The organism is Gimesia sp., from assembly GCF_048260065.1.
In the GTDB taxonomy this organism is placed as follows: Bacteria; Planctomycetota; Planctomycetia; order Planctomycetales; family Planctomycetaceae; genus Gimesia.
In genome coordinates, this window is record NZ_JBLXHC010000006.1 from 282,050 (window position 1) to 308,493 (window position 26,444).

Sequence of the window (26,444 nt, forward strand, 5' to 3'; positions counted from 1 at the left end):
ACCAATGTCTTGTCCAGACAGTTGATCTTCGCCACAAATGACCATGTGACTTGGGCGATAGGTTTTCAATCCGTTCAGGGCAAATAACACCTGTGGTTTCGAACGCTCCGAAACTTGGCTCTTTGACACTACATAAGCGATTGGAATCCAGATAAAGCCATACAATAAACCCAAGCGACCACCTGTGCATTAGGATAGCGGAATGGAATACAAACAGTAATCCAAGAACTGAAATCTCTCTGAATTTTCTGAGCCGGTTACGTAGGAATCTCGCCTAGTAGTTCAATCACTTTATCTACTGTCGGCCGATCCTGAGGCTTGACGGCAATGCATTTCTTCGCCAAGTCAGCCCACTGGGTATAGGGCACGAAATCGATATCGGTCTGGCCGGTTAATAGAAAGACGATCGTTTTTCCAAGCGAGTAGATGTCAGCGCTTGGATGAGCCGTGACACCTTGGAACTGTTCGGGTGCGGCATAGCCGCGTGTTCCGTGCTGTTGGAAAGTCTTGAGTGTCCCTAGCCGGCCGAGGTTCTTCGCGATGCCAAAGTCACCGAGCTTCCATATACCTTTAAAACAAAGGACGTTCCTGGGTTTCAGATCGCGGTGGACAACTTCACTGTCGTGCAACTCTTTCAATGCCGTCGCTAGATTGATAGCGATCGCCTTGGCATCACTTGGGCTAAGACCGCGTCCTGATGTCTGGCTCTCGATAAACGTTTGAAGATCGCCGCCGTCGGCGCACTCTGTAATGATGGCCACATACTCGTCGTCCCGAATGAAATCGAGAACAGACGCCACATAATGAGGTTGCAGACGGAGCAGTTTTTCGTAGATGCGGACTTCCCGTTCCAGTGCAGCCTTATCAGCCGAATGTGTGCGTACACGTTTTAGGAATACCTGACTGCCGTCTTCCTCTTTCTCGGCTATGTATGCCTCTGACATTCCAGCTATATCCAGGGATTGGACTAGTTTATAACCTTGAAAAGTTTTCAGAGTTTGCGGACTCGGATCGCCGCCTGTTGGAGTCCCTAGCCCTGTCGGCTTCTTCTTCGGTACGGGTTCAGCGTCTTCGATCCGGTCTTCAAACGACCGAATATGCACCTGGGCGTATGGAAGAAAATGCTGCGATCGAACAAGTGCCTGACCACTGGACTGGCTCAAGATCAGCTCCTTCGCACTTGTCTGATGCTTCTTGTCGGTCAGCCCGAGATGTTTTGCCATCACCGTAGCGTCGGCATCTTCAAGTCCAAGTGCGATGAGCGTGCCCGTGTTCGCGAAGACAGAGCCATGAAAGTCACGTGTTTCCTGAGACGAGAGGATCAATCCTAGACCGTATTTTCTCGCTTCCTTCACCAAGCTGATAATCGTCTCATCTCCACACAGCTTGTGTGCCTCATCGATGACGACCATCACGCGAAGCTGCTTAGTGACGCCTTGCATCAGCATTGTGGAATAGACCTTCTCCAGGATGAACCTACTGGCGGCAAGCATTAGGTCTTTGATTCCCGATGTCATTAGGATCACGCTGGTACGTTGAAAGAGTTCGTCGAAGCTGTACCCGGCGTTCTGTTGCTTGAAGATGCCGCTCTTGAAGAGCGGTTGAAGGCGGATTTGAAGATTGCGAACCTGCGTGCCATGGTCTTGCGCCATGTGATCAAGTACCGCCTCAAGCATTTCCAACGTTGGCGGTTCAAGTTCCCAAGTCGCGGGATCGTGAAAATCAAACCCGGCTTGGACGTAACAGGCTTCGATCGCCTCACGAAGGATGCCAAGCTGGATGTCACCGGAACCACTGAAGACGGTGTTCAAGGTGTCCGCGAGTCCAAAGATCATCTCGATCGGAGGACGTTTTCGATTGGCGATCGGATCAAAAGGAAGTTCAAAAGGATTGACCGGCAGGCCATCCATGACGTCGAACTTCTGTGGTTCAACAGCTTCGGCGAACTCGCCAAAAGCGTACTCGCCCTGATAATCAAGGATGATCGAAGGGACGCCAAGTCGATCGAGTTCCCAGATGAGCGCTTTGGTCGTTTCGCTCTTACCCGACCCGCTCTTGCCTACTACGAGCAGATGCTGGTTGGTCAGACGGCGCGGCTTCTTCGTCTGTGGATTCCAGTAGACTTCCTGGCCGGTAACACAATTCTTGCCGAGTTGAATGTTGACCTCTGCGGCTCCGAGATCACCGGAAGCAACAGGAGTGTCTTTCGGCTTTTCTGGAGTACTAACACCCTTCTTGCCCTCGGTAGAAGGCATGGGTTCTTCTGATGTTGCTTTGGTCTCCCCAGAGACTGCTGGTTCGTCAGGTGGCACTGTGCCGGTTTCTTCTGTCGCTACGGCAACTTCAGGATCACCCGACGTGTCAGTTTCGGAAGGGCTGGGTTCGGGTGAACCCGTTTGCCCCCCGATCCCCCCGGGGGACGGTTCCGGCTCAGGTCCCGTCCCGTCTCCTGAATCGCCGCCAGGTTCATCTTCTGATGTATTCGTTGTCCCTTCTTCTTCGTCGATAACCAGCCCCAAGAACTCGCTGATCCCAACCCTGCCTACGATGTGTATGTCATTGTTGTTGATGTCGCGATCTTCTTGGTCCGTCAGCGCGGAACCATTGAAAATGAACCCTTCATGTCGGAATGAGACTTCGCACGCTCCAACCTCGACGGCCTCGATACCCTTGTAGAAGGCCTGGATTCGAGTGGAGCTACTCGTTTCATCCAACTCGGACGTCTCAAACAGACCATAGCGCCGGGCGCGATCGAAGTAGAACAGCAGTATGTTCGCGAGTTCTTTGTTCTTGATGTCGGAATCAAAACGCTTCGTATCACCAGAGCCCACAAAGTGTGCACGAAAATGCTGCTCTGTGTTGGAGTTCTTTTCGCAAATCTGAGTTTGAAGATCGAGTAGCTCTTGCGGGCTGGAGTGCTTGCGGTTCTTGACCTCGATCAGATCAATGGTCATTTTCGACCCCGTGAGTTCCACCAGCATCAGATCATTGCGTTTCAGCGTAAGTTCGCTGTTCTCCAGTTCCTTTTTGTTCTGGTAGAAAAGGTCGATGTGGCTGTCTACTGGAATCAAAACCCGACCACGAAGTCGGTCGTCGCGTTCCAAAGACAGTCGCGTTAGAGCCAATCCGATGACTTCTTGGGCCTGGTTTGGGTTGTTGATCAGCTTCAGCGCCAGCTTCCCAGAAACAGACTTCAGGATTTGAAGTATGCGTCCAATCGTATGACTTGCGATAACAGGTTCTTGGCCGTCTGCTGTTGTCAGTAGATTGGCGAAACCGTGTCGCAATATGCTTTCAATCTCCTGCTGGTGGTAGGTCGAGATGATCAGGCGATGAGCAACGGCATCCAGGAACTCTGGTGTGTAGTCGATCAAATAACCCTTAGATTCCCCGCCAGCAGGCCGCTTCGGATCGTCGTAGTATTCGATGCCGAAGTTTCGATCTATCGTGAAGACCCAGTCTGAAATCAGGTGGACCTGCCGAAGCAACTTGAGGTGATGTCTTCCACCAGAATCTGTCAGCTCAAGCTGAACCGTGGTGTACTTCTCAAGGCTGTCCGCCCAATCGTAGAAGCACGCAGAAAGATGGGACAGCGTGTTGTGTGATTGAAACAGACGCTTCGTGTTTCCGTCGCTCGCCAACTCCGGGCACTCGGTCGGTGCGATCAGACGTGACCACGTTGCTGTTGCCGCGCCGGCCGAGTAGTCAGTCACATACTCGGCGAGTAGATTGTGCAGCGAGGAGCTTCCCATCAGTTCCGTATGAGGTCGGGTGGCGATAGTAGTGCCAAAGTAGTCAATTAAAAATGTCAGGTGCGACTCGAACCGCCCGCCATTGTCGTTGAGCAACTCTGCGATATTGTGTTTCGCGTAAATCAACTTGGGAAACAGCGGGTTTTCATTCGGCTGAAGTAGTCGTTCTTCCGTCTCCGATAGGGTTCCACCATACGTCCATTCCTCGGGACGCCGCTGCGTCATAAAGTCGTCGAACGCATCGCCAACAAGTTCGTGCCGTGTATCTTTGGGAGCGAAGAACTTCACGTCGAAGTTCAGATATTCATAGAGCGGCTTGCCGAGCAAGCTCTTGATCGCTTCCAAAAGCAGCGCACCGTCACCAGGATTGATCACATTGACCTTGAGCGACCGAACGTAAGGATGATGACAAAGATACCTCTCAATCTTGTCGGCGATCTGCTTGGGTGTGACGGTTGATACGACAACTTCCTGTCGGCTGGCACCCACCGCTTGGCGTGTCGCATTCACCGCTGTCCGCAAGTCCTTCACATTCCCATTCGGCAAAACGCTCCAGAACAGGTCGAGGTTGTCCGTGTTAATGAAAGTCTGACCCTGCTCCCAGGAGATCGCGTTGGGAATGTTAAGATTAATCAGCTTGTCGATGCTGTCCTCGGAAATCAGTCGCTGGATCTCGTCGGGCTTGCGCCCCGTCATCTTCTGAATCCATTGATCCACGAAAGTCTCGTATTGGTACAGCCACAGTATCCGCAGTGGGTGTGTTGGGCTGAGCAAGAGAACCTGCATCGGGGCTTCGGTGGGTCCAATCCGCATCAACACCGTGTCGATCCGCATGATTGCCGCGTAATCATGCAGGATGTTGTTGATCTGCCCTGGCCCCGTCGAGTTCCCAACCTTTTCGGCGACCTTCTTAAGAAGTTCAACATACTTCTGGATGTATATCAACGACTCATCCATGATCGTGTGGAGATCGGTAATCTCCACGATGCCCGTTCCGTCTTCCAGCTCTCGGACGGCCGTGAAGAACGCACTTCTTGCCTCAAAGAAGTCGTTCGCCATCGTGTTGATCGAATCAGACAGCTCGATCTCGTGAAAATCAGCTAGCTGCGCCGTTCGCTTCCCAATAATGTTTGCTTCGTAGACGCCGAGGTTGTTTGGGTTGAGCAGGATCTCGCGTTCGAGGTCTCGTAGTAGCGGATTCAGAGCTAGATCACCGCGGTCGTTGTTGGTGAGCCGAAGAGCATAAACATAGTCACGCTTGGCGTCCCATCCACGGCTACGCACATCGTAGGTCTTGCCGGTTTTGTGAGTCGCGCGGAAAGCGACCTCTTTCAAATGACGAAGGCGTTTTCCGCGATCAGGTGGAGGGGGTGTAATCTCTTCGCCGTTCTCGATCCAAAACTCTTCTGACTCGTCACTGGCATCTTGCAGTGGAACCCCGTTCTTATTCAGAGCCTGGATGCGGATGCGCACGACGCACTTTTCGTCGTCGTCCAGGTTGTTATCAGCGATCGGCACCATGAACGACACACGTTTCCCAGAGAGCGCCTGCGGCATGATGACGTCCACCTCGCCTTCGTCTTCCGTGTTTCGCACAACATAGATGCGATAGCCGCCGACGTCCTTTGTTCCAGTCGGCTTGACCGTCCAACGAATCTGAATGGGCTTTTTGCCGTCGTTGACCAACGCGCCGTTTTGATAGATCAAGCCCTTGGTGACCTTCGATGTGTTGGGGTTTTGTAGCGGGCTCAACTCTATGCTGACACCAGTTGTCGGCTCGCTAAAATGCCACTCGTCAAAGGACAACCTTTCGCGAGCAGTGTCATCGTGGCAAATGTCCGGCAGCCACTGATCCGGTTGCATCATGTCCTTGTCGGATAGGAAAACGGCCAAGTCACGACGCCGCTCTTCATCGTCCAGTCCTTTTTCGGTTACAAGGCGATCCAGATTCTGCGTCAAACTCTTGTCGCCGTCACTCAAGATCGCAGCACACATCTGGTTGCGCGTGAGTTGGACCGGAAGATTCTCCGATTCCAGCTTGAAGTCGGGAATCATTTTCAGTTCATACAGGTACGCTCCTGCAGTCTCCCAGTTGACGGGTTGATTGCTGGATTCCTTCTGCCCGAGAACCGACAGGACGTAGCGGAGTTTCAGTCGCACATCCAACTGTCTGACCGCCTCTTCCTTCAAAATCGCGTCCAGAATCTTGCGCTCATCCTCCGGTAACATGTTGACTTTCGCCCGAACGTGCGTGTCCAAGCACCTGCGGACGTTGAAGCTGAGCGCGTCGTCGGTCTTGAAGGTGGCGACATTCAGCGAGTCCTCCTCGGCCAGCCGGATGCCAGCCGGGAACATCGCGCAGAACACGCGGATACGCCCGTAGGTTGCATCTTCTCGAAACGCTACCGCGCCGCTGCCACTCGATTCCCACGATTCATGGTCCGCATGTTCGGGTTTGTCGGTCACGACACGGCAGACTACCTTTGCAGACTGCAAGTCGGTGTCGTCGGCCAGCCGTTGTCCGAGCCGATTCATCACGTCACGCGGCAGATAGTCGATCCGTTGGCAGTGGCCTGGATTCTTCTTCTGGAGAAAGGATTTCAGTTCACCGAATAAAGCATCGACGTACTCGTCAACGACAACGGCCTCGTCTAGTCGGAACAGCTCTGTGGATGTGTTCATTTCTTAGTACTCCGATCCCCATTCCGCTTCTGTATAAGTCTTGCCGCGCTCGATTGCAGTTTCAAATAGATTTAGTGCACGGTCTTCAATATCGTGAGCGTCAGCCCTCGCATCAAACGCCCGAACGATTTTTTCGTGAATCAACTCACCACGATCGTCGGGCAACGAGATCGCGATGCTCTTGAACTGAAAATCGCGAATCTCTTGGATCACAGATCCATAGGACCGCTGAGCGATTTGTACTTGCCCGTAGGGTGACGCCAAAAACGCATAGATGAACCCCCCGAAAACACTGGCCGTATCAGGAACCAGCCGCATCACATGCTGCGAAGGCGCGCAACCATCAAAGTTACGGTGGACAAACATTGTGCGTCCGAGAGTTCCTCCGCAGGAAACGAGCGTCCAACCATCCTCCACAGTTTCATTTCCCAAGTTGCGAGTCAGCGCTTTAGACAAATATTTCACGCCCTGGGGCCTCCACTGCATGAGCTGCTTCCCACCGATCAGCGCCACTCCGAGTTCGGGATCGTCAACATAGTTCCGCTTTCGGAGAGTTGAGTTTCGTACGGCTGCCAGCACATCACCAAGTTCGCAACCACGGTCGTGTGAAAAAATGTACTTAGCGAGGGCGACAGCGGCTGGCTCATGGTAGGTCGCGTCGAGCCGGCGTTCACCGAACCCTGCGTTTTCTGGAAATAGCCTTGATTTAGCTGAATGGATGAACGTGAGCGGCTCCGCGTTCGACGTGCGACCAGGCATGAAGTGGTTCATGTCTGGTAAATAGCACTGATGTTGCACATCGGCGATCGCCTCGTCAATCAACTGGTTGCCACGCGCCCGAAGTTCGTTTGACTTCGCTACCAGCTCCGTCAGTTCCATGCAAAGTCGCTTCGGGAGAACGGGCACAGGTAGACTTGATACATCATCAACATAGAGATGTTCGACAACTCCACCCGCCTTGTTTCTTGTTAGCAGAAACCTCCCAGCTTGGCTCTGTAAAAAGCAAAAAAGCAGGCCCAGTCCCTCTGGCTCGCGTGGGTTCAAACGCATTGCATCGTTCGACACGCAAAGGCCGTCAAAATCTCTATTGGTAATTACCGTATTGCCTATCGTGCCAGACACGGACAACAAGATTTGGCCAGCATGAACAATCAGATTGGCCATACTACCAGTGAGCATTCGTGTGACGTACTTCACATCGTCGAACCGAGCCAAGAGCATTTGCGAAGTGGAAAGAAAGGGTACGCCGTACGCTTTGTCATCAACGTATATTCGCTTGTACTCACTGTACGATCCATCTGTACCAGGCCAATACACATCCACCAGATCGTGCAAGGCCTTCGTAGGAAAACGGGAGCGAACTACCGCCTGTCTTGCACGATAGCCATCGTCGCCGTAGTACTCGCCGTCCATTCGGTGCGATCCGGAGTAAACCTCCGACGAAGCAGCTGCAAATGCTTCGATCGAGGAAAACTCTTCGGCTATGGAAAACACTGACGCAAATCCCTGCTCATCGTTCATAGTCAATCGTGCCCTCCTCTTTTGCCGACAAGAAGTCGTGGTAAGCTTTGGCTATGAATGGCAGATCGTCGTCAACCATGCGTCCATATTGATCGACAGTGGGGAGAAAGTCGAGAACCGAAGCTTTCAAATAGGCTTCGTGAAGGTCCTGCCTGTTTGCGTTTCTGAAGTGATCAAGAATCCGCCCCTCTCGATCCCGCTTGAAAACTTGATTGTCGCGGCGATCCTTGCCCACGTTCTTCGCAATCGCCATGAAGATTGGGTAGTCCTTTGGATCTCCACCCAGGCTCTCTTCGTTCATCTCGTCTGTGCTTTTGCGGCGTAAGAACACTAGGTGTGTTTGCATGCCGACCTTGGGGAGGAAGAGTTCCACCGGCATATCAATCAGGGCTAATACTTCACAATGTCGTAGCAACCAAGCGCGGATGTACTCATCGTCTGGGTTTCCAAGAAGTCCGTCTGGAAGAACGATGCAGAGCTGGCCAGTTCCAGGCTTCAATAGCTTCACACACCGCTCCAGAAACAGAACCTCTGGTGCTACGCCGGATTGCAGTGATGGCGTGGCGACCCAAAGACTGCGATCTTCTTCATATGTCCACTTCCGCGCCAACTCATACTGCGACAGCACATCTTCCGAGTCGATTTTGATTTTCGTTCCGAAGGGAGGATTGGACGCGCAAATATCGAAGGTGCCCTCCTGCAACTCATCACGGAAGAAACCCGCAAGATCAACATCTTTGAGTGTTCCATCTGGCAGGTAAATCTTTGTCTTGCCCGTGGGAAACTCCCAGTTCTCGGGCCGTTCCAACGAGCTCAGGTGCGTGATGCCGCCCTGACCATCGTTGTTCATCACCATGTTCATTCGCGCGACACGAACTAGGTTGGGGTTGATGTCGAGGCCAAAGATGCGCTGGGAGGCGAGCTTCAGCTTGTGGTTATATTCGCTTAAGTCTTTGGCTTGCGGATCCTTCCCCTCGCTCACCATGCTCCTGGCGATCTTCGCCGCCATGTAGTTGAGAATGACCACGATGAATCCGCCTGTTCCACACGCGGGGTCGATGCACTTCATGCCCGGCTCCGGGTCCAGCATACGGATGCCCATCTTTACCGCGTTGCGCGGTGTGAAAAACTCGCCTCGCGTTCCCTGCAAGTTCTTGCCCACGATCGCTTCGTAGGCTTCACCCTTGACATCGACCGACGAGTTAAGGAAGTCATAGTCGGCCAGTTGAGCAACGACATAAGTCAGGATTCGTGGCGCAAGATCGACTTCCTCAACCTGTTGAGCAAACAGCTCTGGATAAAGCTGACGGACTTCGGCGTAGAGTTCTTCGACGCGATCCTTGACCTGCTGCGACTTCTCAGTGTCGTTCCGTTCTTCCAGACTGGCAATCCGAAAACGGCGCTCGTACCCAGCACCTTCTGATTCGGCCTTCTGCATGCAACGCTCATCTTGAATCTTTGCGAAGACGATTTTGAGGAACTCCCAGAAAATCGTCTCGTTCGATCCACCCCGATTGGCATAGACATAATCGTGGCAACGCTGAAACGCCTGACGGAGCGAGAGGCCGCTTGCTGCTCGCAGCGCCTGCTTACCCGGCGAGAAACAATCCTCTGGACCGCGACCGAAACGGGGGATATCGTTGATCAGCCGGGTGCGAATCTTAATGCGCCCCGTTTCCTTCCAATATACGACGCGATCCGTGCCATTAGTCCACACCGCGTACTCGGCACTGGGCGTGTCCCGAAGAAACTCGGCAAGGCTCTCGGCTCCCCTCTTCGAGTCTTCAGCCTTGACCTTTGGATTCTGGATGTCGATCAGAATGTAGACTCTGTCCTGATCGTCGGCGCCCGAATCACCGCCGTTGGATCGCAAGACGACCAGCGGAAACACCTTAGCTTTCAGTTGTTTGGGACGAACCCGAAACTTACGCCGAATGAGGTCGGCCTTCTGCTCTTCGGGGTAACCAAACTCCTCAAGCAGCTTCCGTTGTTCCTCTTGGATGATCAGTTCCAAGTCGTTGAGCTTGACAACCTCACCCGTGACAAGATCGACGACCTGGCCTTCATCGAGTTTCACGCCAACGTCGGCTTGTCCTTCCAGCAGATCATCGTCGACGGATGAATCAGCGGTTAGGACAGCGTCCGCAGGCTTCTTCTTTCGCACTGCTTTCTTCTTTGCCATAGACGTATCACTTTCAAGCTCCGGAGAGCGTTTCTTCCATTTCACCATTGACGATGTGGAATCGCGGTTCAATCACCTGAGAGTTCGAGGCATCCGCCAGATCCGTGAAGAATCCAAGTTGCCGCAGCCTTGTTTTGAGAGCCTCGTAGTTGGACGCGAGAGCACGGTTGTTCTGTTCGCTCTCTTCTCCGTTGGGGCCAAGTGTGTCGATCAGTAGGCCGTAGCGACCACCCAGCCAATCAACGAACTTGCGGATGGGCATCGGCCGCGTTTGCCAATTGTTGTCGCTTTCGCGTTTTTCCAACACTGCTAGTTGAATCAACACTTCCAACAGTTCGTTCCCGATCACGTATTTCCGACGAGCACGCCCTCGGCCGGCCATGAAGCCTCGGTCCAACTCGTTGCCGCACAGACCGGAGATTAGCTTGCGATGCTGTTCTCGGAGCGTTCCGTACTGGAAGTGGTAAAGAATTTCGACAAAGGTTTGCAGACGATTCAATCCGCGGCCGTTGCAGATGGCGATGATCCGTTCAACGTCGGAATTGAACTCACCGCTTTCTTCGTCGTAGCCTGCCTGTCTAATCGCCTGAATGTCCCTGGCGAAGTAACCATCAATGTCCTTGTGATTCAGGTAGCCTTTGAGCAACAGTTCAATGTATGCTTTTCCGCCGCCCTTCTTCTGGTCGGGAGTTAGGTATCCACCGGCAAACTCCTCTAGCTTCTTCATCAGATAGGCTGACTTGAAATACTTCTCAACGTCTTTAAAGTGCTCGGTAAACCGCTGCTTGGCAAGTCCATCGACGTGCTCGTGATGGCCTCCGGTCATGTCGCAGAAAAAATCGAGCGCAAACGGTGCGTGACTGCGAGGCTCACCCGGTTGCGGCTGATCACCTTGCGGCTCGGGTAGCTTTCCGTGCGCGATCATGTAGTTGGTGATGCGAACGGTCTGGTAGAAGTACAAGGCTGCATGGAACACCATCAGGGTGGTCATGTAGTTGATGAGCTCACGGCGTGGGATGCAGTCTTTGTAAAGAAACAGCAGCTTGAGATCCTGTTTCAGCAGGTCGATCTGCTCAGGACATAGAAACTCGATGGCGGCGACCTGATCATCCTTCTTCGTGCTGTATTTGTCAGTGTCAAACGGCTGGAGTAGCCGGAGAAGGAACAGCAACTCGATATCGAGCTTGTGATCCGTAGCAAGCTGATTCAGGGCGTTTTCATCAACGCGATAATCATTGTCTCCATGTCGCCGAACGCCAATCTCGAAGAACTCACGCATCAGTGAGTCTGGCGCTGATGTAAGCGCTGTGTCGTCTTTGAGTGCATTATAAAAGAACTGGCTCAGGCGACGGTCTTGTCCCTTCACGTTCGGGTTGAACAGCTTGATGACCATGAAATGCAATGGTCGAAGCCCTGCCATACGATAAGCGCCACCGGCGGACTTTCCGCGGCGAGACATGATCGCAAAGTGCGACTCTAGCCAGGAAGACAGCAGCTCACGACGATCGTCGCCAACTCCGTCAAACAAATGTCCGTTCTCTTCGAGTACAGCCTTAAGGACAGCCTTGGGGGTCTCCGCATCTTCACACAGTTTGGCGTCGAAGATGATTTTATCAGAACGCCGGATTAGCCGCCCGCCAGTGCGTAAGTAGATAAACAGGCGGCTCATCGCCTCATCGACATCGAGGTTGTTCGCGTCAACGGGATACAGATACGGCATCTGAAACAGTTTTTGATTCCGCGTAAGCGGGCTTGTTGCTTTCTTCTTAGCCATGTCACCTATCTCACGAAGGCACGCCGATGGAAACACCGTTCTGCGGTGTCCGTGACATTTGGTAAAGGTTGTAGTCAGAACCCGAAAGAAGCAGACGCTCAGAGGGCAAAGACATGAGCTGCTTCTTGAACATCAACAGGTTCAAGAAAAACGCCCTCATCTCTCCTGCGGCGGGGACGTAGCCGTCGCGGATACGCATCAACATTTCGTAGAGATCCAGTGATATTTCCAGCACGATGTTACGCTCGTGATGACGCAGTTGGACGCTGGTGGGCAGATATTCAACGTACTTGGCTTGCGCTGGCGGCTCCTCGACTTCAAGATTGAAGTGGCCGGCGGGGTAAGTGAAGTAAGCCTTCACGGCCGTGTCCGCATCATGCCGAGTGCGGATGCAGATGTTCTCACGGCCGCGCTGTTCGTCGTAAATGCTTTCGCTTCGACTGATCGCGAGGACGATCCATTGCTTCAAATGACCAGATGGGTCGGTCTTGGTCTCGATGAATCGCATGAACTCTTCGATGTTGTCGTATGGAAGCAGATGCGAGAGAAACTTACGTTGCCCCTGCTCGTCCGGTTGATCGCCTTCAAAGAACAGTTTCCGACGCAGCGATGAAACATACTTTCGTGATGTCTCCAAAGAGTCTTGAGAGCGCTGTTCGGGACTCATCGGGCGAGAATCGTAAAGCCGGCACAGGTCTTCAACATCGCTATTGGTTCGACCGAGCGTCCCAGGGTGGTCAAATCGCAAGAAGAGTTGACGAAATTCTGATGTGCCCGGCCTCGTAAAGCTCAATCGACTGTCTGTCATTGGTAGCGAAGCCAGCCCTACATCAAAGTCGCGTAGGAGGCCGAGGATGCGATCTTTTTCGTTCGCGTCAAAAACGGCGTTATAGTAGTAGCGATCTGTGAAGTCGGTGCTTCCGCTTTGGATTTCTTGCTCGATCTGTTGGCACGTGTGCTTGCCGAACAACGTGTATGCCAGCACGGATCTTAGATCACGTACCGTAACATGAATTCGCTTTCGGAAGTGTAGGATCTGAAAGATGCTTTTTAGGCGTGATCGAGCGATCCGCGCCGAGGCGTTCCTTTCCTCGACTGCTTCTGCATCTTTATCATTGAGCCCACTTATACTGCGGAGCCGAAACGTGTCGACATTGAACTTGACCGGACATCGGTGTCGGGCGGGGCATCCGTCGCAGGAGGTCCAGAACTCTTCGGCTACATAGCGATCTAGAATCTGATCGAAGAGGCTGTCGGTTTGACCACGAGCGGCATCTACCACCGACCGCAGATTCAAGTTCACTAGAACCATGTCGTCGGCTAGTGGGGTATTGAGCTGAAGATGCTCTAACAATTTCTGGCTCAGCCATTTGAAGTGCGTTGTGTGCGACAGGAAGTCAATGAGTTTGCCCTCGTTCATCGCAACGACGAGGCATGTGTTGCCCGAGGAAGGCTCATCTCCTTCGAAATCGACGAAGAAGTTCGCCAACATTTCTTGATTTGTAGTGCCTGGAACTTCAACCGAGCCGTCGTACAACGTCCGGAATGTCCGCCCGTTTATTTCAAAGTGACTTCCCAGAGAATCAGGACGTGATATTTTTGCCCCTGCCGCTTCTGCTGCTTCCTCTAGTTTCTGAATGAACGCGGTTTTACCGTCTCCGGCATTTCCAGTCAGAATCACGAGGCGATAATTACAATCCAGAATCGCGTCTCGAAGCTCACGATCGAGCTTAGTAGGTACATATGTCCGACGTGCCAAATCATTCTCAAGGCCGCGCGTGAGACCGTTGCCAGCGTCGGACTGGCTATAAAACATTAGAAACTGGTCGAGGTATGGGTTGTTTGCCATGGCCATTATAACTTTCTTACGATAGGCATCACTTCGACCTCTTGGGTTTCGCTATGGGAACTGGTTCGGACGCTTTCCTGAGAAAGTCCTCCAAATCTGCTCGTTTGAATAGCCGGTAGCCGTTGGCCGGATTGATCCGCACAAGGATTTTTCCGGCGGCGGCATACTTTCTGAGTGTTGTTTGGGAGACACCAAGAATCTCCGCTGCCTCAGCGGTTTTCAGATATTCACTCAACTTTTCCATTGTGCTACACCTTCGATGCGTGGCAGAATTGGCCCCGTCCAAGGAAGTGAACAGTCTACCAGAGTCTACACCCCGCCGATAGCATTGGATCACTATTTTCCACGAATTGCTGACAAGTTTGAACACTCCAACGGCTCGAAGAAACTGAACTTGGGGACTTTTGCATCTGACCTGTCCCGCTTGGCCGCGTCCAGAAATTGATATGCTAATCAGGATTCTGGACCAACTGAGGATGATGCGAACATGCCTCCAAGCGTCATTCATACGAATAGATCATTTCGAAACTCCGGGAAGCCAATGTCCATCTCGAAAATGAACTTCGGTTACAGCGATGCAATTGGAAATTGCATAAACTAATCGCAACTTACAGAAAGTGTGCGGATTGAGAATAACCTACCAAATCTTCCAAAGTCGATGGGAAGTGGCAATCTGCCAGGAAGATTTCAGGGATCCCAGACAGGGCGACGTGACTGCCCTCAATTTCCCAGTATCCAACAGAAGGGCAACCAGAATCGCTAAATTCTAGCCCAAAATGTGGAATATGAATTGAATGCTTCGATTTAGCTTTTAGAGGTTCCGGTATTTATCGCTCTGCGTAAAAATCCACCACAACTCTTAGTCTATGCAGAAAAGATGTGTGTGTGTGTGTGGCGGGAACCAGTTTCAAATCGCAGCTTATCAATCAATTCAGTAATAGCTGTTTTTACGATCGCTCACATCATAGCCGAGGCCTTCCAGGATTCGTGAAGCTTCTTCATACAGGCTCCAGACTCTTTCTCCACAGCGCTCTTTCAGTTCATCCTTTGTGATCGAGGCCAATTCGTCCGTATCTAAGATTTTGGCTCGTTCGAAAGCGGTGCGTACCTTTGAGGTCAGATCGAGTTCCTGTATAGGAGTGTTCTTCGGTGGGGAGACATGATGGATTGATGGAGCGGGGAGGTTAGGAGTGAGAGGACACAGATCAATCGCATACCACTGGGCCCATTCACGCCATTTTTGAAACTGTTCATCATCATATTCAAGACGTCCACATTCCACTACCTCATCCAAGGCATTCAAATACTTCTGGATTCTTTGTGATTTGGACCAACTGTCTACACAGGAATCAAGATTTTCGCGTCGTGCAGTTTCCTTCTCTGAAAATTCTTTTCGAGATTGACGAACTATAGCAGCCCGCTTCTTTTGTCGTTCCTCACATTCTCTATCGAGACGCTGATCATGGAAGTGATCGATCCAAACATCCAATTGCAGCGCCACCTTCCCTAGTACATCTTCAAGACGTTGCTTCTTTGCATCTGACCAGGTTTTACGGAGCCCATCTCCCCATGAATCGATATTGAATGTCAGTTTGCCAGTCGCTTCATAACGGTAGCCATAGCTATTGGGGATTTCGTGCCGACGGGTCTGCTCCGTCAGACAGAGTTCTACAGTGTCTTCGCCGCGCGAAAACCTGGTTCCCGGGTTTCCAGCAGAAACCGTTCCGCCAGTCGATTCCCAATACTTGATTAAAGCATCCACCAGACGTAAAGCTCGCGTGAGTGATTTCTTTGAAACCGTGATCCCCAGACATTCTTCGCCATGTACGGATTGCAATCCGCGATCCCTGTATCCCGGCTCCGCGATTCTCAGCTTCTGTCTGGAGAGATTGACCAGTTCATGGGGATGGACCAGCTTTTCATTTACTTTAATATCTGGTGCTGGGACAGAACTGGTTGCCGGTTTATCAAATTGCCTGCGGAACAGTCGTATTTCCTGGAGATCTTTTTCATCAATCTGGGAAAGTTCAGGCTGGGGCGATGGTTTTCCAAATTCGATCTTCGCCCAATGTCCAATTGGAGGCGTTGGGATCTGATGCTTACGACAGATCTTTTTGAGCCCCACATCTGACAGTCCAAACTGGGGAGCAAGCTTCGACATGGGCTCTGCCCAGACTCGCTCATAGAGTTGCTGCCTCGTCAATTTAATGGAATCTGAATTCATTAGTAGTCTCCCTCGTTTGAGAAAACTCTATCGTAAAAGTTGGTTCAGAATGAATCCATAGTTTTCTTGGTAAAGTCTCCAACATAGCCTCATCCAGAACTACTTATCGAAGGAATTGAAACTCTTACTAAATCCAGACTCAAAACGCGGCATATAAGATGAGTCCATTGGCATATCATTCAGCGACTCCGTTTATCAGCCCACTGAAGACCATATTGAACCGGTCTTCAAGTGGGCTGTTTTCATTTCAGGTTCTTTACCTGATTCCGTTTCTGTTTTCTCTTTAATCAATGGAGCCCCAACATGTCACACATCGTGCAGATTCAAACTGAAATCCGAGATCCTGTTGCGATCCGCGCCGCCTGTGAGCGGCTGCAGTTACCACCACCGGTCTTCGGAGAAACTCAGCTCTTCAGCAGCACAGCCACCGGCTGGGCCGTGCAGTTACCTGACTGGCGGTATCCCGTCGTCTGCGATATCAACACGGCCCAACTGGCTTACGATAACTTTGAAGGCCGCTGGGGAGCACGGCAGCAACTGGACCATTTCCTGCAGGGCTATGCCGTCGAAAAAACCAGACTGGAAGCCAGAAAACGTGGCCACTCCGTTCTGGAACAGCTACTGGAAGACGGTTCTATCAAACTCACCATCCAGGCAGGAGCAGCCGTATGAACCAGTCCATCGAAATCATTATCTCCGCAGACGGCAAGTCCCGCATCGAAACCAACGGCTTTTCCGGCAGTGACTGTCGCAGCGCCAGCCAGTATCTGGAACAGGCTCTGGGCCAGCCAACTTCAGAACAACTCAAGCCAGAATTCCATCAGGGTGTTTCTGAACAAGAGCACCTGCAGGAAGGCCTTTGAGTTGGTTGCTATTTTCCGATCCTTATTTTACGGGAGACTTTTATGACTCTGACCGCTACATTTTCAGAATATGTCCGCGCCTGCTTCACCGGGATCTGGATCGAAAGCCACGAACACCAGGAAGCGTTGGCGGAACTGATTCAGCTCTGCCAGCAGGAAGACTGGCGATTAGCCAGCTGGGACATCGACCAGGGATTCCAACTCGCAGGAGAAACCACCGAGGCCGGGAACACGGATCCCCTGGCCGCCATCAAGGCCATCAACAGCTTGGCAACTCCGGACGGAACAGCCATCCTGGTACTGCAGAATTTTCATCGTTTCATCCAGTCCGTCGAAATCATGCAAGCCCTGGCGCAGCAGATCCTCTCCGGAAAACAGAACCGGACCTTTATCGTGGTGCTCTCCCCTGTGGTGTCCATTCCTGCAGAACTCGAAAAACTGTTCTTGGTCCTGCAACATGAACTTCCGGATCGACGTCAGCTGACTGAGATCGCGCAAGGAATCGCCACGGAACCAGGCGAACTACCCGAGGGATCTCAACTGGAAACCATCCTGGATGCCTCCAGCGGATTGAGCCGCTTTGAAGCAGAGGGGGCATTTTCGCTGTCACTGGTACGGCAGGGAAAGATCACTCCCACTGCGATTTGGGAACTGAAAACCCAGACCCTCAAAAAATCAGGTCTACTGACACTACACCGCGGGGCAGAATCCTTCGACAGCCTGGGAGGCCTGACCTCTCTCAAAGAGTTTACGACACGAATCCTGCAGCCCCATGATCGCGACCTGCAATCGCGGGGGATCCTGTTACTCTCCCCTCCCGGCTGTGGAAAATCCCAGTTCTGTAAAACCCTGGGAAATGAAATCGGTCGCCCGGTCCTGATTCTGGATGTGGGTGCTCTCATGGGTTCCCTGGTCGGGGAATCCGAGAAACGCACACGGCAGGCATTGCAGATCGTGGACGCCATGGCCCCCTGTGTGTTGATGATCGACGAGATCGAAAAAGCGTTCGCCGGTGTAGGGAGTTCTGACCAGAGAGACAGTGGAGTGTCAGCTCGCATGTTTGGTTCATTTTTGTCGTGGCTCAATGACCATACGTCCGATGTATTCGTTGTTGCCACCAGCAACGATGTGACAAAACTGCCCCCCGAGTTTGGTCGCAGCGAACGCTTTGACGCTATCTTTTTCCTGGATCTGCCAGGTCGAGAGCAGAAGGATCAGATCTGGACGCAGTATATCCGGTTATTTGGACTGAACCCGGACCAAGAACGTCCTGAAGACACTGACTGGACCGGAGCGGAGATCCGCAGTTGCTGTCGCCTGGCAGGATTACTGGATGTCCCCCTGCTCCAGGCCCGCCAGAATGTGGTCCCTGTTGCCGTGACGGCCGCGGAATCGGTCGCGCGTCTACGAAACTGGGCCAGTGGTCGCTGCCTGGATGCCGACCAGCCTGGCGTCTATCACTGGGAAAACCCACAACCAAAATCCCGTCGAAGTCTCAAGCACCTGGCTTCGATCAACTGACCTGCCAGTCATAGAAAGGAGCTCCATGCTCACACGACAGAATATTCTGCTGATTACCGCGGCACTCCAGTTCTGGGCAGAAGAGATGGATCCTGGGGAGAGCCAGTTGCTGAGAGTCTACTCAGGAGATCCAACCGCCGATCAGATCTGGACTGCGGATGAGATTCAACAGCTGAGGAGCCATTTGGCTTCAGCCCGCTTGAAATATGCTGTGATCAATGCCGCGGGAACAGAGTTCCTGACTACAGATCTATTATCAACTCAGCAAGCTGCCGAACAGGCCAGCACCGATACCACGTCTCTGCTGGTGACTGTCATCCTGCCGGAACCCCTCGAGAGCCTCTGATCAGACATCTTCCATCAGCTCCGCCACGCTGATACCCAGTGTATCGGCGATCCGCTCAATATTTCGCAGGGCGACGTTTCGTTCGCCGCGTTCAATGCCCCTAAGTAAGTCCGGTCCAGCTCACAGGCATTGCTGGTATCAACACGGACTACATCCATCAATTTTCAGCAACATACACTTGGAGAACGATCATGATCAAATCAGTGAAAGTGTTACTTTGCACCCTGTTGCTTGTCGGCCTCTTCGCCATTCTGATTATGTGCGAATCAGATGCCCAGAAAGTCACGAAATCCAAAGAGCTGATCCAGCAACACGCGCAAACCGCCCTGGACCAAAAAGATGCGGTGGCCACTAATAAAAAAGAGTTGTTAGATGCATGGGGGCGTCCCATTATTTATACGTTTGGACCAGATATCGTCGTTGGTATGTCATCCGGCTTTGACGGCAAGATAGGAACTGACGATGACATCATCGTGATTATGAAATCAAAAGTTTTAACAAAAACTGATTCAAATCATTTTTTAAATCACACTCACTGAATGCCGCTTGCCCTAAACAGGTCACGCGGCTTTTTTTATTCCCCTTTCTTAGAGGAGCCTTATGAGCCATTCCATTCTTGAAGAACCACAGACCGCCCCTTCGGTCAGCGCCGCTGCAACGCGGCTCCGTACCACGATGGCGGCTGCCCGACTCAGTTTTACCTGGCTGGGGGTCCGCAAATCGCTGACAGCATCTCAGAAGGACCAGGCCGCCGATTCATTTGGTGCCGAGGGTAAATTTCTTTCTGCCGGCAAAAAACTGCTGGATACCTCGCACCCCGCGTTCAAAGTTGTCACGGCGGTGCGGGGACGCGCTGTTGCCTACTGGAAAGGGGTCTCGCTCCCCTATCCGGAACCGGGCATCCGCCTGATCAGACAGTCTGAGATTCAGGACTTTGATCAACGAATGGCAGATTTCCGGGACGAACTGGACGAAGCGGTGGCTGATCTGGATCGTCACTTTGATGAACTCCGGTCCGCAGCCCGGGAACGATTGGGAGACCTGTTCAATTCGGCCGACTATCCCCCGTCCCCGATCGGCATGTTTGCCATTGAACACGATTTTCCTTCAGTGGAGCCGCCCCCTTACCTGCAGCAACTCAGTCCTGCACTCTACGAACTGGAATGCCAGCGGATGCAGCAGCGGTTCGATGCCGCAGTACAACTGGCCGAGCAGGCCTTTCTGGAAGAGATCTCCAAACTGGTCGAACATGCCAGTGAGCGTTTGAGTGGCCAGTCAGATGGCCGTCCCAAAGTCTTCCGGGATACGGCGATCACCAATCTGACCGAGTTCTTTGAGCGGTTCCGGACTCTGAATGTCCGCTCCAACGAGCAGCTGGATGCGCTCGTGGATCGTGCCCAACAAATCGTCGCTGGTATCAAACCCCAGCAATTGCGGGACAACTCGACTCTGCGGCAACAGGTCGCCAGCCAGCTGGCAGGCGTGCAGTCATCCCTGGACGGACTGCTCATCGATCGGCCGCGGCGAAATATACTCCGCCGCTCTCCACAGGAGTAAATATGGACCTGATTATCACACAGAGCGGAATGATCCGCTGTATCTATGATGAGACTATCGAACTGCTGCCACTGGGCACACCTGAGATCAGCCGTGGCTCACATGTGGAACCCACGCGCGACGGTTTATGGACGGCTGATCTCTCCCCTGTTAGCGGCCCCTTGCTGGGGCCGTTTCCCCAGCGTTCTGCCGCGCTGATGGCAGAACAGGACTGGCTGAACCAACACTGGCTGTTGACCGGCCGGTAAAGTAACTCTACCTCGCATGGTGCGGGGTGGTTGTGTTTTTCTCACGACCATCCTGTGCGGGTGGTCGTTCTGTTTTTTAACAAGGAGCAAACGATGACCCCACAAGACCTGAACCGCGCGGTGGCAAATGCAACCGGCGAAGATCTGCGTGCCATACAACAGCGGGGTTTCAGCCTGGCTGATCCCCTGAAAGTGAACTTTGATCCGGAACCGGATAACCGTCGCCCCCAGATCGTGGACTGGGATGCGCGGGAACTGGATCGAAACGTCCCCCTGTTTCACCAGCCCTTCGGTCGGTTGCCGGGGCTGGTTTGAGCCGGTGGCAAATCAACAAAATGATCCTCAATTGTCAGAACTGATCAGAGTCTGTCTTCGCTATACCAGCCTTGGATTGACGGTCTGTCTGCTTACCGGCTGTCTTCTGGGATGGCCCCTGTTACTGGCAGCAGCCGGTCTCATCTGGGGCATGTGGCATTTCTGCAGTCAGACATTGAGTGCGCAAGCCACTGACGACCACCGGCAGCAGGAGCAATCTAGGTAAACCTATCTATTTCCAAGGAGCGATGATGATTCAACAGAATCGCCCGGTGGTTTCACTGGGTTTGGTACTCGCCACACAAAACGCGCTGTCACAGTTGCCCCAGCACGAAATCCAGCGTGCCCTGGGCCGGCACTGCTCAGGTGACTGGGGCGACTGCTGTCCCGCTGATGCGGACGCCAATAACGCGGCCCTGCAGACAGGGGACCGACTGCTTTCAGTCTACCACACGGCTGACGGCATCAAGTTCTGGATCATCACGGTCGCCGACCGCTCGGTGACCAATGTATTGCTGCCAGAAGATTACTGATACCACACTCGCAGATGCGAGATTCCCATTTCATTTTACACAAGGAGTTCTGTATGCAGATTTTATTCATCAACAACGACGGTTCCGGATTTGCTGATCAGATCCAGATCGAGGCCGGTACCTCGGTACAAGCGTTGTTTCAGCAGCGGCTGCCTCACGGTCGTCCGCAGGACTACCTGATCCGCGTGAACCGCCAACCGACCACTGCCGGTTATGTGCTGCAGGAAGGTGATCGCGTTTCGATTACTCCGACAAAGATCGAGGGTGCGTTAACCCATTCGTCCCCGCGTGTAACCTGCATTCCATTCCCCAAACTGAAAGGAGCCCGATGGGAGCCCGACAACGCCTTAACAGCTTCTACTTATTTGCCGTTCTGATCGCCGCCGCCATACTTGGTGGAGCTGCCCAGTCCTGGTTGCTGTTCCTGATCAGTGCGGCCATCATGACCACTCTGCTGATCCATGGTGGAGACATCCGCCCTACTCCTCAAACTCGCCGCAACAGCCGCAGACGACGCTAAAATTTACATTCTTTTTACAGAGGCCACCTGTCGCATCAGGTGGCCTCGTTTCTTTTAAGGAGAACCCTTTCAATGAACCAACGACAACAGCAGCGGCCCTGGATACGGGCTGCTACAAAATTTCGGGAGCAGTACCAGTCTCAGTTGATTTGTTTCCCCAACGTCAATTCTCCCCCGGTAGACCAGTGGACGCGGGTCATGCGTCTTTCACGACTGCTGAAAAAAGCCCAGCAGTATCACTGTCCAGCTGCCTTCGCGTTTTGTCTGGTACAATATCAACAATCCATGGCTCGGCTTATCCAGGAATTAACTGCCTGCCACAATGAGATCACCACGATCAAACGAAAGCCTGAGATCCCCTCCTTGCGGGACCTGGTCGATGAACTCAGTTCACTGTCGGACGAATTCGATAATACCTCCATCGACTGGGCGGAACAGGAAATCGTCGTTCGTACTCCGCCTGTTGTCCTGCGAGAAATCAACCTGGGCGAGTTTGAAATCCGGCTTCGCTGGAGTGAGCTCGGTGATCCCCAACCTTACCGGATCATTTCACTCTCTCAAACCGGGACGGACGATGTGCATCATCCCCACGTCCAGGGGGACACACTCTGCGAAGGGGAAGGAAAAATCCCTATCAGTCAGGCCCTGGCAGAGGGCCGACTGGGAGATTTCTTTCTGCTGGTGCAGCAGATTCTGCAGACCTACAACCCGGGTTCCGCGTATGTCCCCCTGGATCGCTGGTGGAATTCATCCTGCGCTGACTGCGACGATTCGATGTCCCAGGAAGAGAGTCGCCCCTGTTCCATATGCGAACACCAGATCTGTGAATACTGCCGTCGCAATTGTACTACTTGTGGCGATCATCTCTGTTCCAGTTGTGCTGACACCTGTGAGACCTGCCATAACGCCTTCTGTCGCGATTGTCTTTCTGAATGCGACGCTTGCAGTGATTGCTTTTGTCGTTCCTGCCTGTCTGATCAAACCTGTTCATCCTGTCTTGAGGAAGTGAAGGAGAATGAAGATGCCTTATCCGAGGAATCAACCCCTGACGCACCGCCTGCTGCAGCGTCCCCGTCAGAAACGCCCGAAGCAGCGCAAACGCCGCACGCTCCGGTTCAGCCCGTATGCGTGGGCCAAACTGATCTACCTGCGTGACCTGGGGCCAACCGAAGTCGGTGGTTTTGGAATTACTGAACCAGACGATCCACGGTTCGTGACAGACATTGTTCTGATCAAGCAGACTTGTACCGACGTGACTGTGGTATTCGATGATGCCGCAGTCGCTGACTTCTTTGATGACCAGATTGATGTCGGCCGTCATCCCGAAAACTTTGGCCGGATCTGGATTCACACGCACCCCGGAAATTCGGCGCGCCCCAGTCAGGTAGATGTGGAAACCTTCGCCCGCGTGTTTGGTAACTGTGACTGGGCGGTGATGTTTATTCTGGCCCGGAATGGAACCACTTACGCAGAGTTAAAACACTCCGGCAGATCAAAGGCCGAAAAATTGTCGGTCGGAATTGATTTCAAACCAGAGTTTTCCGGCAGTAATCAAAGTGCCTGGGAAGCTGAGTACCTGGAGTGTGTACAGGAAGCACCTCTGCAGCCCTTCTGGGGTCTGGCTGAGTGGCTTGAAGACGAATTTTTGTATCCAGAACTGTGACCCGTTATGCCCATCTAAGTCTATCCCCATAAATTTATTACTTCAAAATTGAAAAGGATCACCCATGAATCTTCTGTCCGATCGTTTTGTTCGCCAGTCAGATCTGGTCCCTATGGATAAACTCAAACCGTTGACTGTCACCGTCATTGGCGTGGGGGCCATTGGTCGTCAGGTAGCATTGCAGCTGGCGGCACTGGGAGTCAGGAGACTGCAGTTAATTGACTTCGATATGGTTGAACCGACTAATATCACAACACAGGGATATCTGGCAGCGGATCTGGGGCAGTTCAAAGTGGAAGCTACAGCACGGGCGCTGCAAGCCGTTGATGCGGAACTGGAGATGGAAATCATTGTGGATCGTTTTCGGCCTGGTCTGGTGACAGGAGAAGCCGTGTTTATTTGCGTGGATTCCATCAGCAGTCGTACCGCCATCTGGCGGGCGTTACGACATCAGTGTTCGTTCTGGTGTGATGGGCGGATGCGAGGAGAAGTGCTGAGAATTCTGACTGCCGTGGATTCGGAGTCGCGGGACCACTATGACTCCACCTTGTTTACTCAGGACGAGGCACAAACCGGAGCCTGCACTTCCCGTAGTACGATTTACACTGCGAACATCGCAGCCGGATTGATGCTGCATCAGTTCTCTCGCTGGCTGCGAAACATTTCTACTGATTCAGATATGACACTGAACCTGCTAGCAGGTGAGACTGTGGTAAGCTGACTGATTTTAAACTCTCTCATTTAAATCAACGAATATCCAATAGTACGAATGCAGTCTGGCCACCTTCGATGGTGGCTCGACTGTATTTTTTTATCTATCAGAGAATGCGGTCATCCATATTGGCTGTTTCAGATACCGGCCCATTCTCTGCCGCTCACATAAGTTTTAGCCAATTTTGAAAAAAAGCTAAAAACCGTTCCCCTTTCGCCTCTCGACCCTCTTTAGACAACTGTCTGCTCACCTTTGGCTTTAAGGAGGATATCGTGAACCCCAAACCATTCTGGCAAACCTTGAAATCTCTGTTCGTCGACCTGTGGCCATTATTCATTGCTATCACCTTACCTGTTTTTACCAACGAGACATGCTCTGCCTGTCTCAACACAGCCCCTTATCAAAAAGGACAAAGTCGCATGATGAACTACGACACTTCGAAAAATGTAGTGGTCCTCGGCATTGCCGAGGTCTTTACCCATGTATCAGCCACTGATTCAACCAATGCCTGTCAATATCCGAATGTGATCATTCACGATGGTTTGACTGGATCGGTGGTAGGGATAGCCAGTCAGGTCAAAAAGATTATGGGGCATGTGAATCCGGTCTTTTTCACGGGTGATGATGCAGCGGGAGCCCTGGTCTCACACCTGGCGAAAGCTAATTTCAAGGGTAAGGAAAGCTGCCTGCGTAATTTAACCGCCACCGTGCGTTCAACCATCCAGGCGAATTCTAAAGTCATCTCCGGAACCGCTCTCAAAGATGACACGTTACCTGAAGAGTCGATGCTGTTGATTAAAAATGCATCAGGCACAATTGTGGGGCCGCTGCCTGCCGGCCTTTATGAGCTCGTGGTTCGCGTCTTAGATGCGGCTTCGAGCTCATACCTGATGCTTTCTCAAGAACAGTTACAGGATCCCGGGTTGTGCCTTGACCTGGGCAAGCGGGCCACGCTGGTTGTCTGTACTGAGCAGCAGCTGGCACAACTGACCGGATGCACTGAAGTCATCAAAGGCGTTCAGTGGGTCCGGGAAAGGGAGGTCAAAAATATCCTGGTGCTCTCATCCACCGAAGCAATCGGTTTTATCGATGGGCATTGGGTACACGTCCCTGGCTATGTGCATCTCGAAGATACGAAAATTCCCACGGCCGACCTTTTCGATTGTTTCGTTGGTACTCTGGCTGCTGTTCATATAGAGGACCGACCGGTAACTGACGCCATCGGACTGGCACTGGCAGCGGTCGCGATCAAATCTGATGGCACGCCGCTGACTGCTGATCTGAAGCAGTTGCAACAAGAGTCACGCAAACGCAAACCGATGCCGTTACAGCTACCGCAGCGTCCCAGGAAAATGACTCTGGCGCTGCAGTCAGCTAGCCTGGCCTCTAGCCTGCTGATCGGAGTCACACTGGGCTCTCTCCTCGGGTAGGACTGGATGCTTGAAGCACTACGAGAGATCGTCGAAGTCAGAACTCATCTTCGGCGATCTTTTTCTATTTTGTCGATCAACATGAAATCGAAAACATTTTATAGGGACGGATTTTATGACTATTCCAGCACAACAGATGAATATTTCTGGCAACAATCAAAGTGAAGTTCAGATCCGGACTGCGACGCGTCATGATGTCCCGCTGATTACCATGATGACCTGGGAGATTCTTGTCGTCACCAATCGGGCCGACCGGTATCGATTTGAAGAATCGCTGGCTGGGGTTCAGCGGATCTTTTCAGGCAATTCGCAGGATCTGTATATCCTCGCCACGGTTGGCAGTCGAGTGATCGGTCAACTCAAACTGGCACGTCAGTACAATGACCTGCTGATGGGGGATGAGGCCTGGATCGAGCACGTCTTCATTCACTCGGAATTCCGTGGTAGGAAAATTTATGATCAACTGCACGCTCATGCGGTTGCGCTGTGTCAGCAGTGGGGGGCCAAACGGCTTTCCTTACATGTAGTGGATACGAATGAGCGTGCCAGACGCGCCTATGAAAAACAGGGGATGCTGGCAACAGGGTTTTGGATGACACAGTCTCTTGAAAATTGATTTAGAAATAGCGGAAGGATGCGTAATTCACTGCATCCTTCCGCTTTGAGTGTTATCGTCTTGCCCCACCGGATGGTGGCAATCAAATCTCAGATTTATACCACAATCGGATGATCGGTAGTTCTTCATCGGTTTT

Annotated in this window: 22 protein-coding genes and 1 pseudogene; 15 read left to right on the forward strand and 8 right to left on the reverse strand. The window is 52.4% G+C overall.

What is annotated here, in order from left to right:
* Positions 1-257 precede the first annotated feature (257 nt).
* From ACN0YN_RS13850 to ACN0YN_RS13880, 7 genes are all read right to left on the reverse strand, one after another.
* Entirely contained in the window at positions 258-6,434 is a 6,177-nt protein-coding gene (locus ACN0YN_RS13850) for a protein kinase domain-containing protein (RefSeq protein ID WP_417385610.1), read from the reverse strand.
* Between the two features lie 3 nt (positions 6,435-6,437).
* Positions 6,438-7,955: a hypothetical protein gene (locus ACN0YN_RS13855; protein WP_417385611.1), complete on the reverse strand. Its 1,518-nt coding sequence runs from the start codon at positions 7,953-7,955 to the stop codon at positions 6,438-6,440.
* Entirely contained in the window at positions 7,945-10,137 is a 2,193-nt protein-coding gene (locus ACN0YN_RS13860) for a restriction endonuclease subunit M (protein WP_417385612.1), read from the reverse strand. Before ACN0YN_RS13860 ends, ACN0YN_RS13855 begins: the two co-directional genes overlap by 11 nt.
* A gap of 13 nt (positions 10,138-10,150) precedes the next feature.
* Entirely contained in the window at positions 10,151-11,911 is a 1,761-nt protein-coding gene (gene mads7 / locus ACN0YN_RS13865; protein WP_417385613.1) for a methylation-associated defense system protein MAD7, read from the reverse strand.
* 10 nt (positions 11,912-11,921) lie between these two features.
* On the reverse strand, positions 11,922-13,766 hold the full coding sequence (locus ACN0YN_RS13870; protein ID WP_417385614.1) for a hypothetical protein: 1,845 nt from the start codon (positions 13,764-13,766) through the stop codon (positions 11,922-11,924).
* 22 nt (positions 13,767-13,788) lie between these two features.
* The gene (locus tag ACN0YN_RS13875; RefSeq protein ID WP_417385615.1) at positions 13,789-14,004 is read right to left on the reverse strand and encodes a MerR family transcriptional regulator; all 216 of its coding nucleotides are present in this window, start codon (positions 14,002-14,004) and stop codon (positions 13,789-13,791) included.
* A gap of 687 nt (positions 14,005-14,691) precedes the next feature.
* Positions 14,692-15,984, reverse strand: a complete 1,293-nt coding sequence (locus ACN0YN_RS13880; RefSeq protein ID WP_417385616.1) for a hypothetical protein — start codon at positions 15,982-15,984, stop codon at positions 14,692-14,694.
* A gap of 303 nt (positions 15,985-16,287) precedes the next feature.
* Here ACN0YN_RS13880 and ACN0YN_RS13885 point away from each other — a divergent pair, with 303 nt between their 5' ends.
* Genes ACN0YN_RS13885 through ACN0YN_RS13900 form a run of 4 tightly spaced genes read left to right on the forward strand, consistent with a single transcriptional unit; the run spans position 16,288 to position 18,714 of the window.
* On the forward strand, positions 16,288-16,656 hold the full coding sequence (locus tag ACN0YN_RS13885) for a DUF1257 domain-containing protein (RefSeq protein ID WP_417385617.1): 369 nt from the start codon (positions 16,288-16,290) through the stop codon (positions 16,654-16,656).
* Positions 16,653-16,847 (forward strand): DUF2997 domain-containing protein, encoded by a 195-nt coding sequence (locus ACN0YN_RS13890; RefSeq protein WP_417385618.1) that lies wholly within the window; start codon positions 16,653-16,655, stop codon positions 16,845-16,847. Before ACN0YN_RS13885 ends, ACN0YN_RS13890 begins: the two co-directional genes overlap by 4 nt.
* 42 nt (positions 16,848-16,889) lie before the next feature.
* Positions 16,890-18,368, forward strand: a complete 1,479-nt coding sequence (locus ACN0YN_RS13895; RefSeq protein ID WP_417385619.1) for an AAA family ATPase — start codon at positions 16,890-16,892, stop codon at positions 18,366-18,368.
* Positions 18,369-18,393: 25 nt separating this feature from the next.
* Positions 18,394-18,714, forward strand: a complete 321-nt coding sequence (locus tag ACN0YN_RS13900) for a hypothetical protein (RefSeq protein WP_417385620.1) — start codon at positions 18,394-18,396, stop codon at positions 18,712-18,714.
* Here the strand turns inward: ACN0YN_RS13900 and ACN0YN_RS13905 are convergent.
* Positions 18,715-18,842, reverse strand: a pseudogene (locus ACN0YN_RS13905) (helix-turn-helix domain-containing protein); the annotation flags it as partial. It lies immediately after the preceding gene.
* A 63-nt stretch (positions 18,843-18,905) separates the two neighbouring features.
* Between ACN0YN_RS13905 and ACN0YN_RS13910 the strand changes: the two are divergent.
* The 11 genes from ACN0YN_RS13910 to ACN0YN_RS13960 all read left to right on the forward strand — a co-directional run bounded on the left by ACN0YN_RS13910 (position 18,906) and on the right by ACN0YN_RS13960 (position 26,308).
* Entirely contained in the window at positions 18,906-19,253 is a 348-nt protein-coding gene (locus ACN0YN_RS13910; RefSeq protein ID WP_417385621.1) for a hypothetical protein, read from the forward strand.
* A 61-nt stretch (positions 19,254-19,314) separates the two neighbouring features.
* Positions 19,315-20,271 carry a hypothetical protein gene (locus ACN0YN_RS13915; RefSeq protein ID WP_417385622.1) on the forward strand — a complete coding sequence of 319 codons (957 nt, stop codon included), beginning with the start codon at positions 19,315-19,317 and terminating at the stop codon, positions 20,269-20,271.
* Between the two features lie 2 nt (positions 20,272-20,273).
* A complete protein-coding gene (locus ACN0YN_RS13920; RefSeq protein ID WP_417385623.1) occupies positions 20,274-20,519 on the forward strand; it encodes a hypothetical protein in 246 nt (81 codons plus the stop codon).
* 93 nt (positions 20,520-20,612) lie between these two features.
* A complete protein-coding gene (locus tag ACN0YN_RS13925) occupies positions 20,613-20,834 on the forward strand; it encodes a hypothetical protein (protein ID WP_417385624.1) in 222 nt (73 codons plus the stop codon).
* A 4-nt stretch (positions 20,835-20,838) separates the two neighbouring features.
* Entirely contained in the window at positions 20,839-21,060 is a 222-nt protein-coding gene (locus ACN0YN_RS13930) for a hypothetical protein (protein WP_417385625.1), read from the forward strand.
* A gap of 22 nt (positions 21,061-21,082) precedes the next feature.
* The gene (locus tag ACN0YN_RS13935) at positions 21,083-21,367 is read left to right on the forward strand and encodes a hypothetical protein (RefSeq protein ID WP_417385626.1); all 285 of its coding nucleotides are present in this window, start codon (positions 21,083-21,085) and stop codon (positions 21,365-21,367) included.
* A 53-nt stretch (positions 21,368-21,420) separates the two neighbouring features.
* Positions 21,421-21,744 carry a hypothetical protein gene (locus ACN0YN_RS13940; RefSeq protein WP_417385627.1) on the forward strand — a complete coding sequence of 108 codons (324 nt, stop codon included), beginning with the start codon at positions 21,421-21,423 and terminating at the stop codon, positions 21,742-21,744.
* 215 nt (positions 21,745-21,959) lie between these two features.
* Positions 21,960-23,042: a hypothetical protein gene (locus tag ACN0YN_RS13945; RefSeq protein ID WP_417385628.1), complete on the forward strand. Its 1,083-nt coding sequence runs from the start codon at positions 21,960-21,962 to the stop codon at positions 23,040-23,042.
* A 572-nt stretch (positions 23,043-23,614) separates the two neighbouring features.
* Positions 23,615-24,271, forward strand: coding sequence for a ThiF family adenylyltransferase (locus ACN0YN_RS13950; protein ID WP_417385629.1), 657 nt, complete (start codon positions 23,615-23,617; stop codon positions 24,269-24,271).
* Between the two features lie 410 nt (positions 24,272-24,681).
* Entirely contained in the window at positions 24,682-25,692 is a 1,011-nt protein-coding gene (locus tag ACN0YN_RS13955) for a hypothetical protein (protein ID WP_417385630.1), read from the forward strand.
* Between the two features lie 115 nt (positions 25,693-25,807).
* Positions 25,808-26,308, forward strand: a complete 501-nt coding sequence (locus ACN0YN_RS13960) for a GNAT family N-acetyltransferase (protein WP_417385631.1) — start codon at positions 25,808-25,810, stop codon at positions 26,306-26,308.
* The last annotated feature ends 136 nt before the right edge of the window (positions 26,309-26,444 follow it).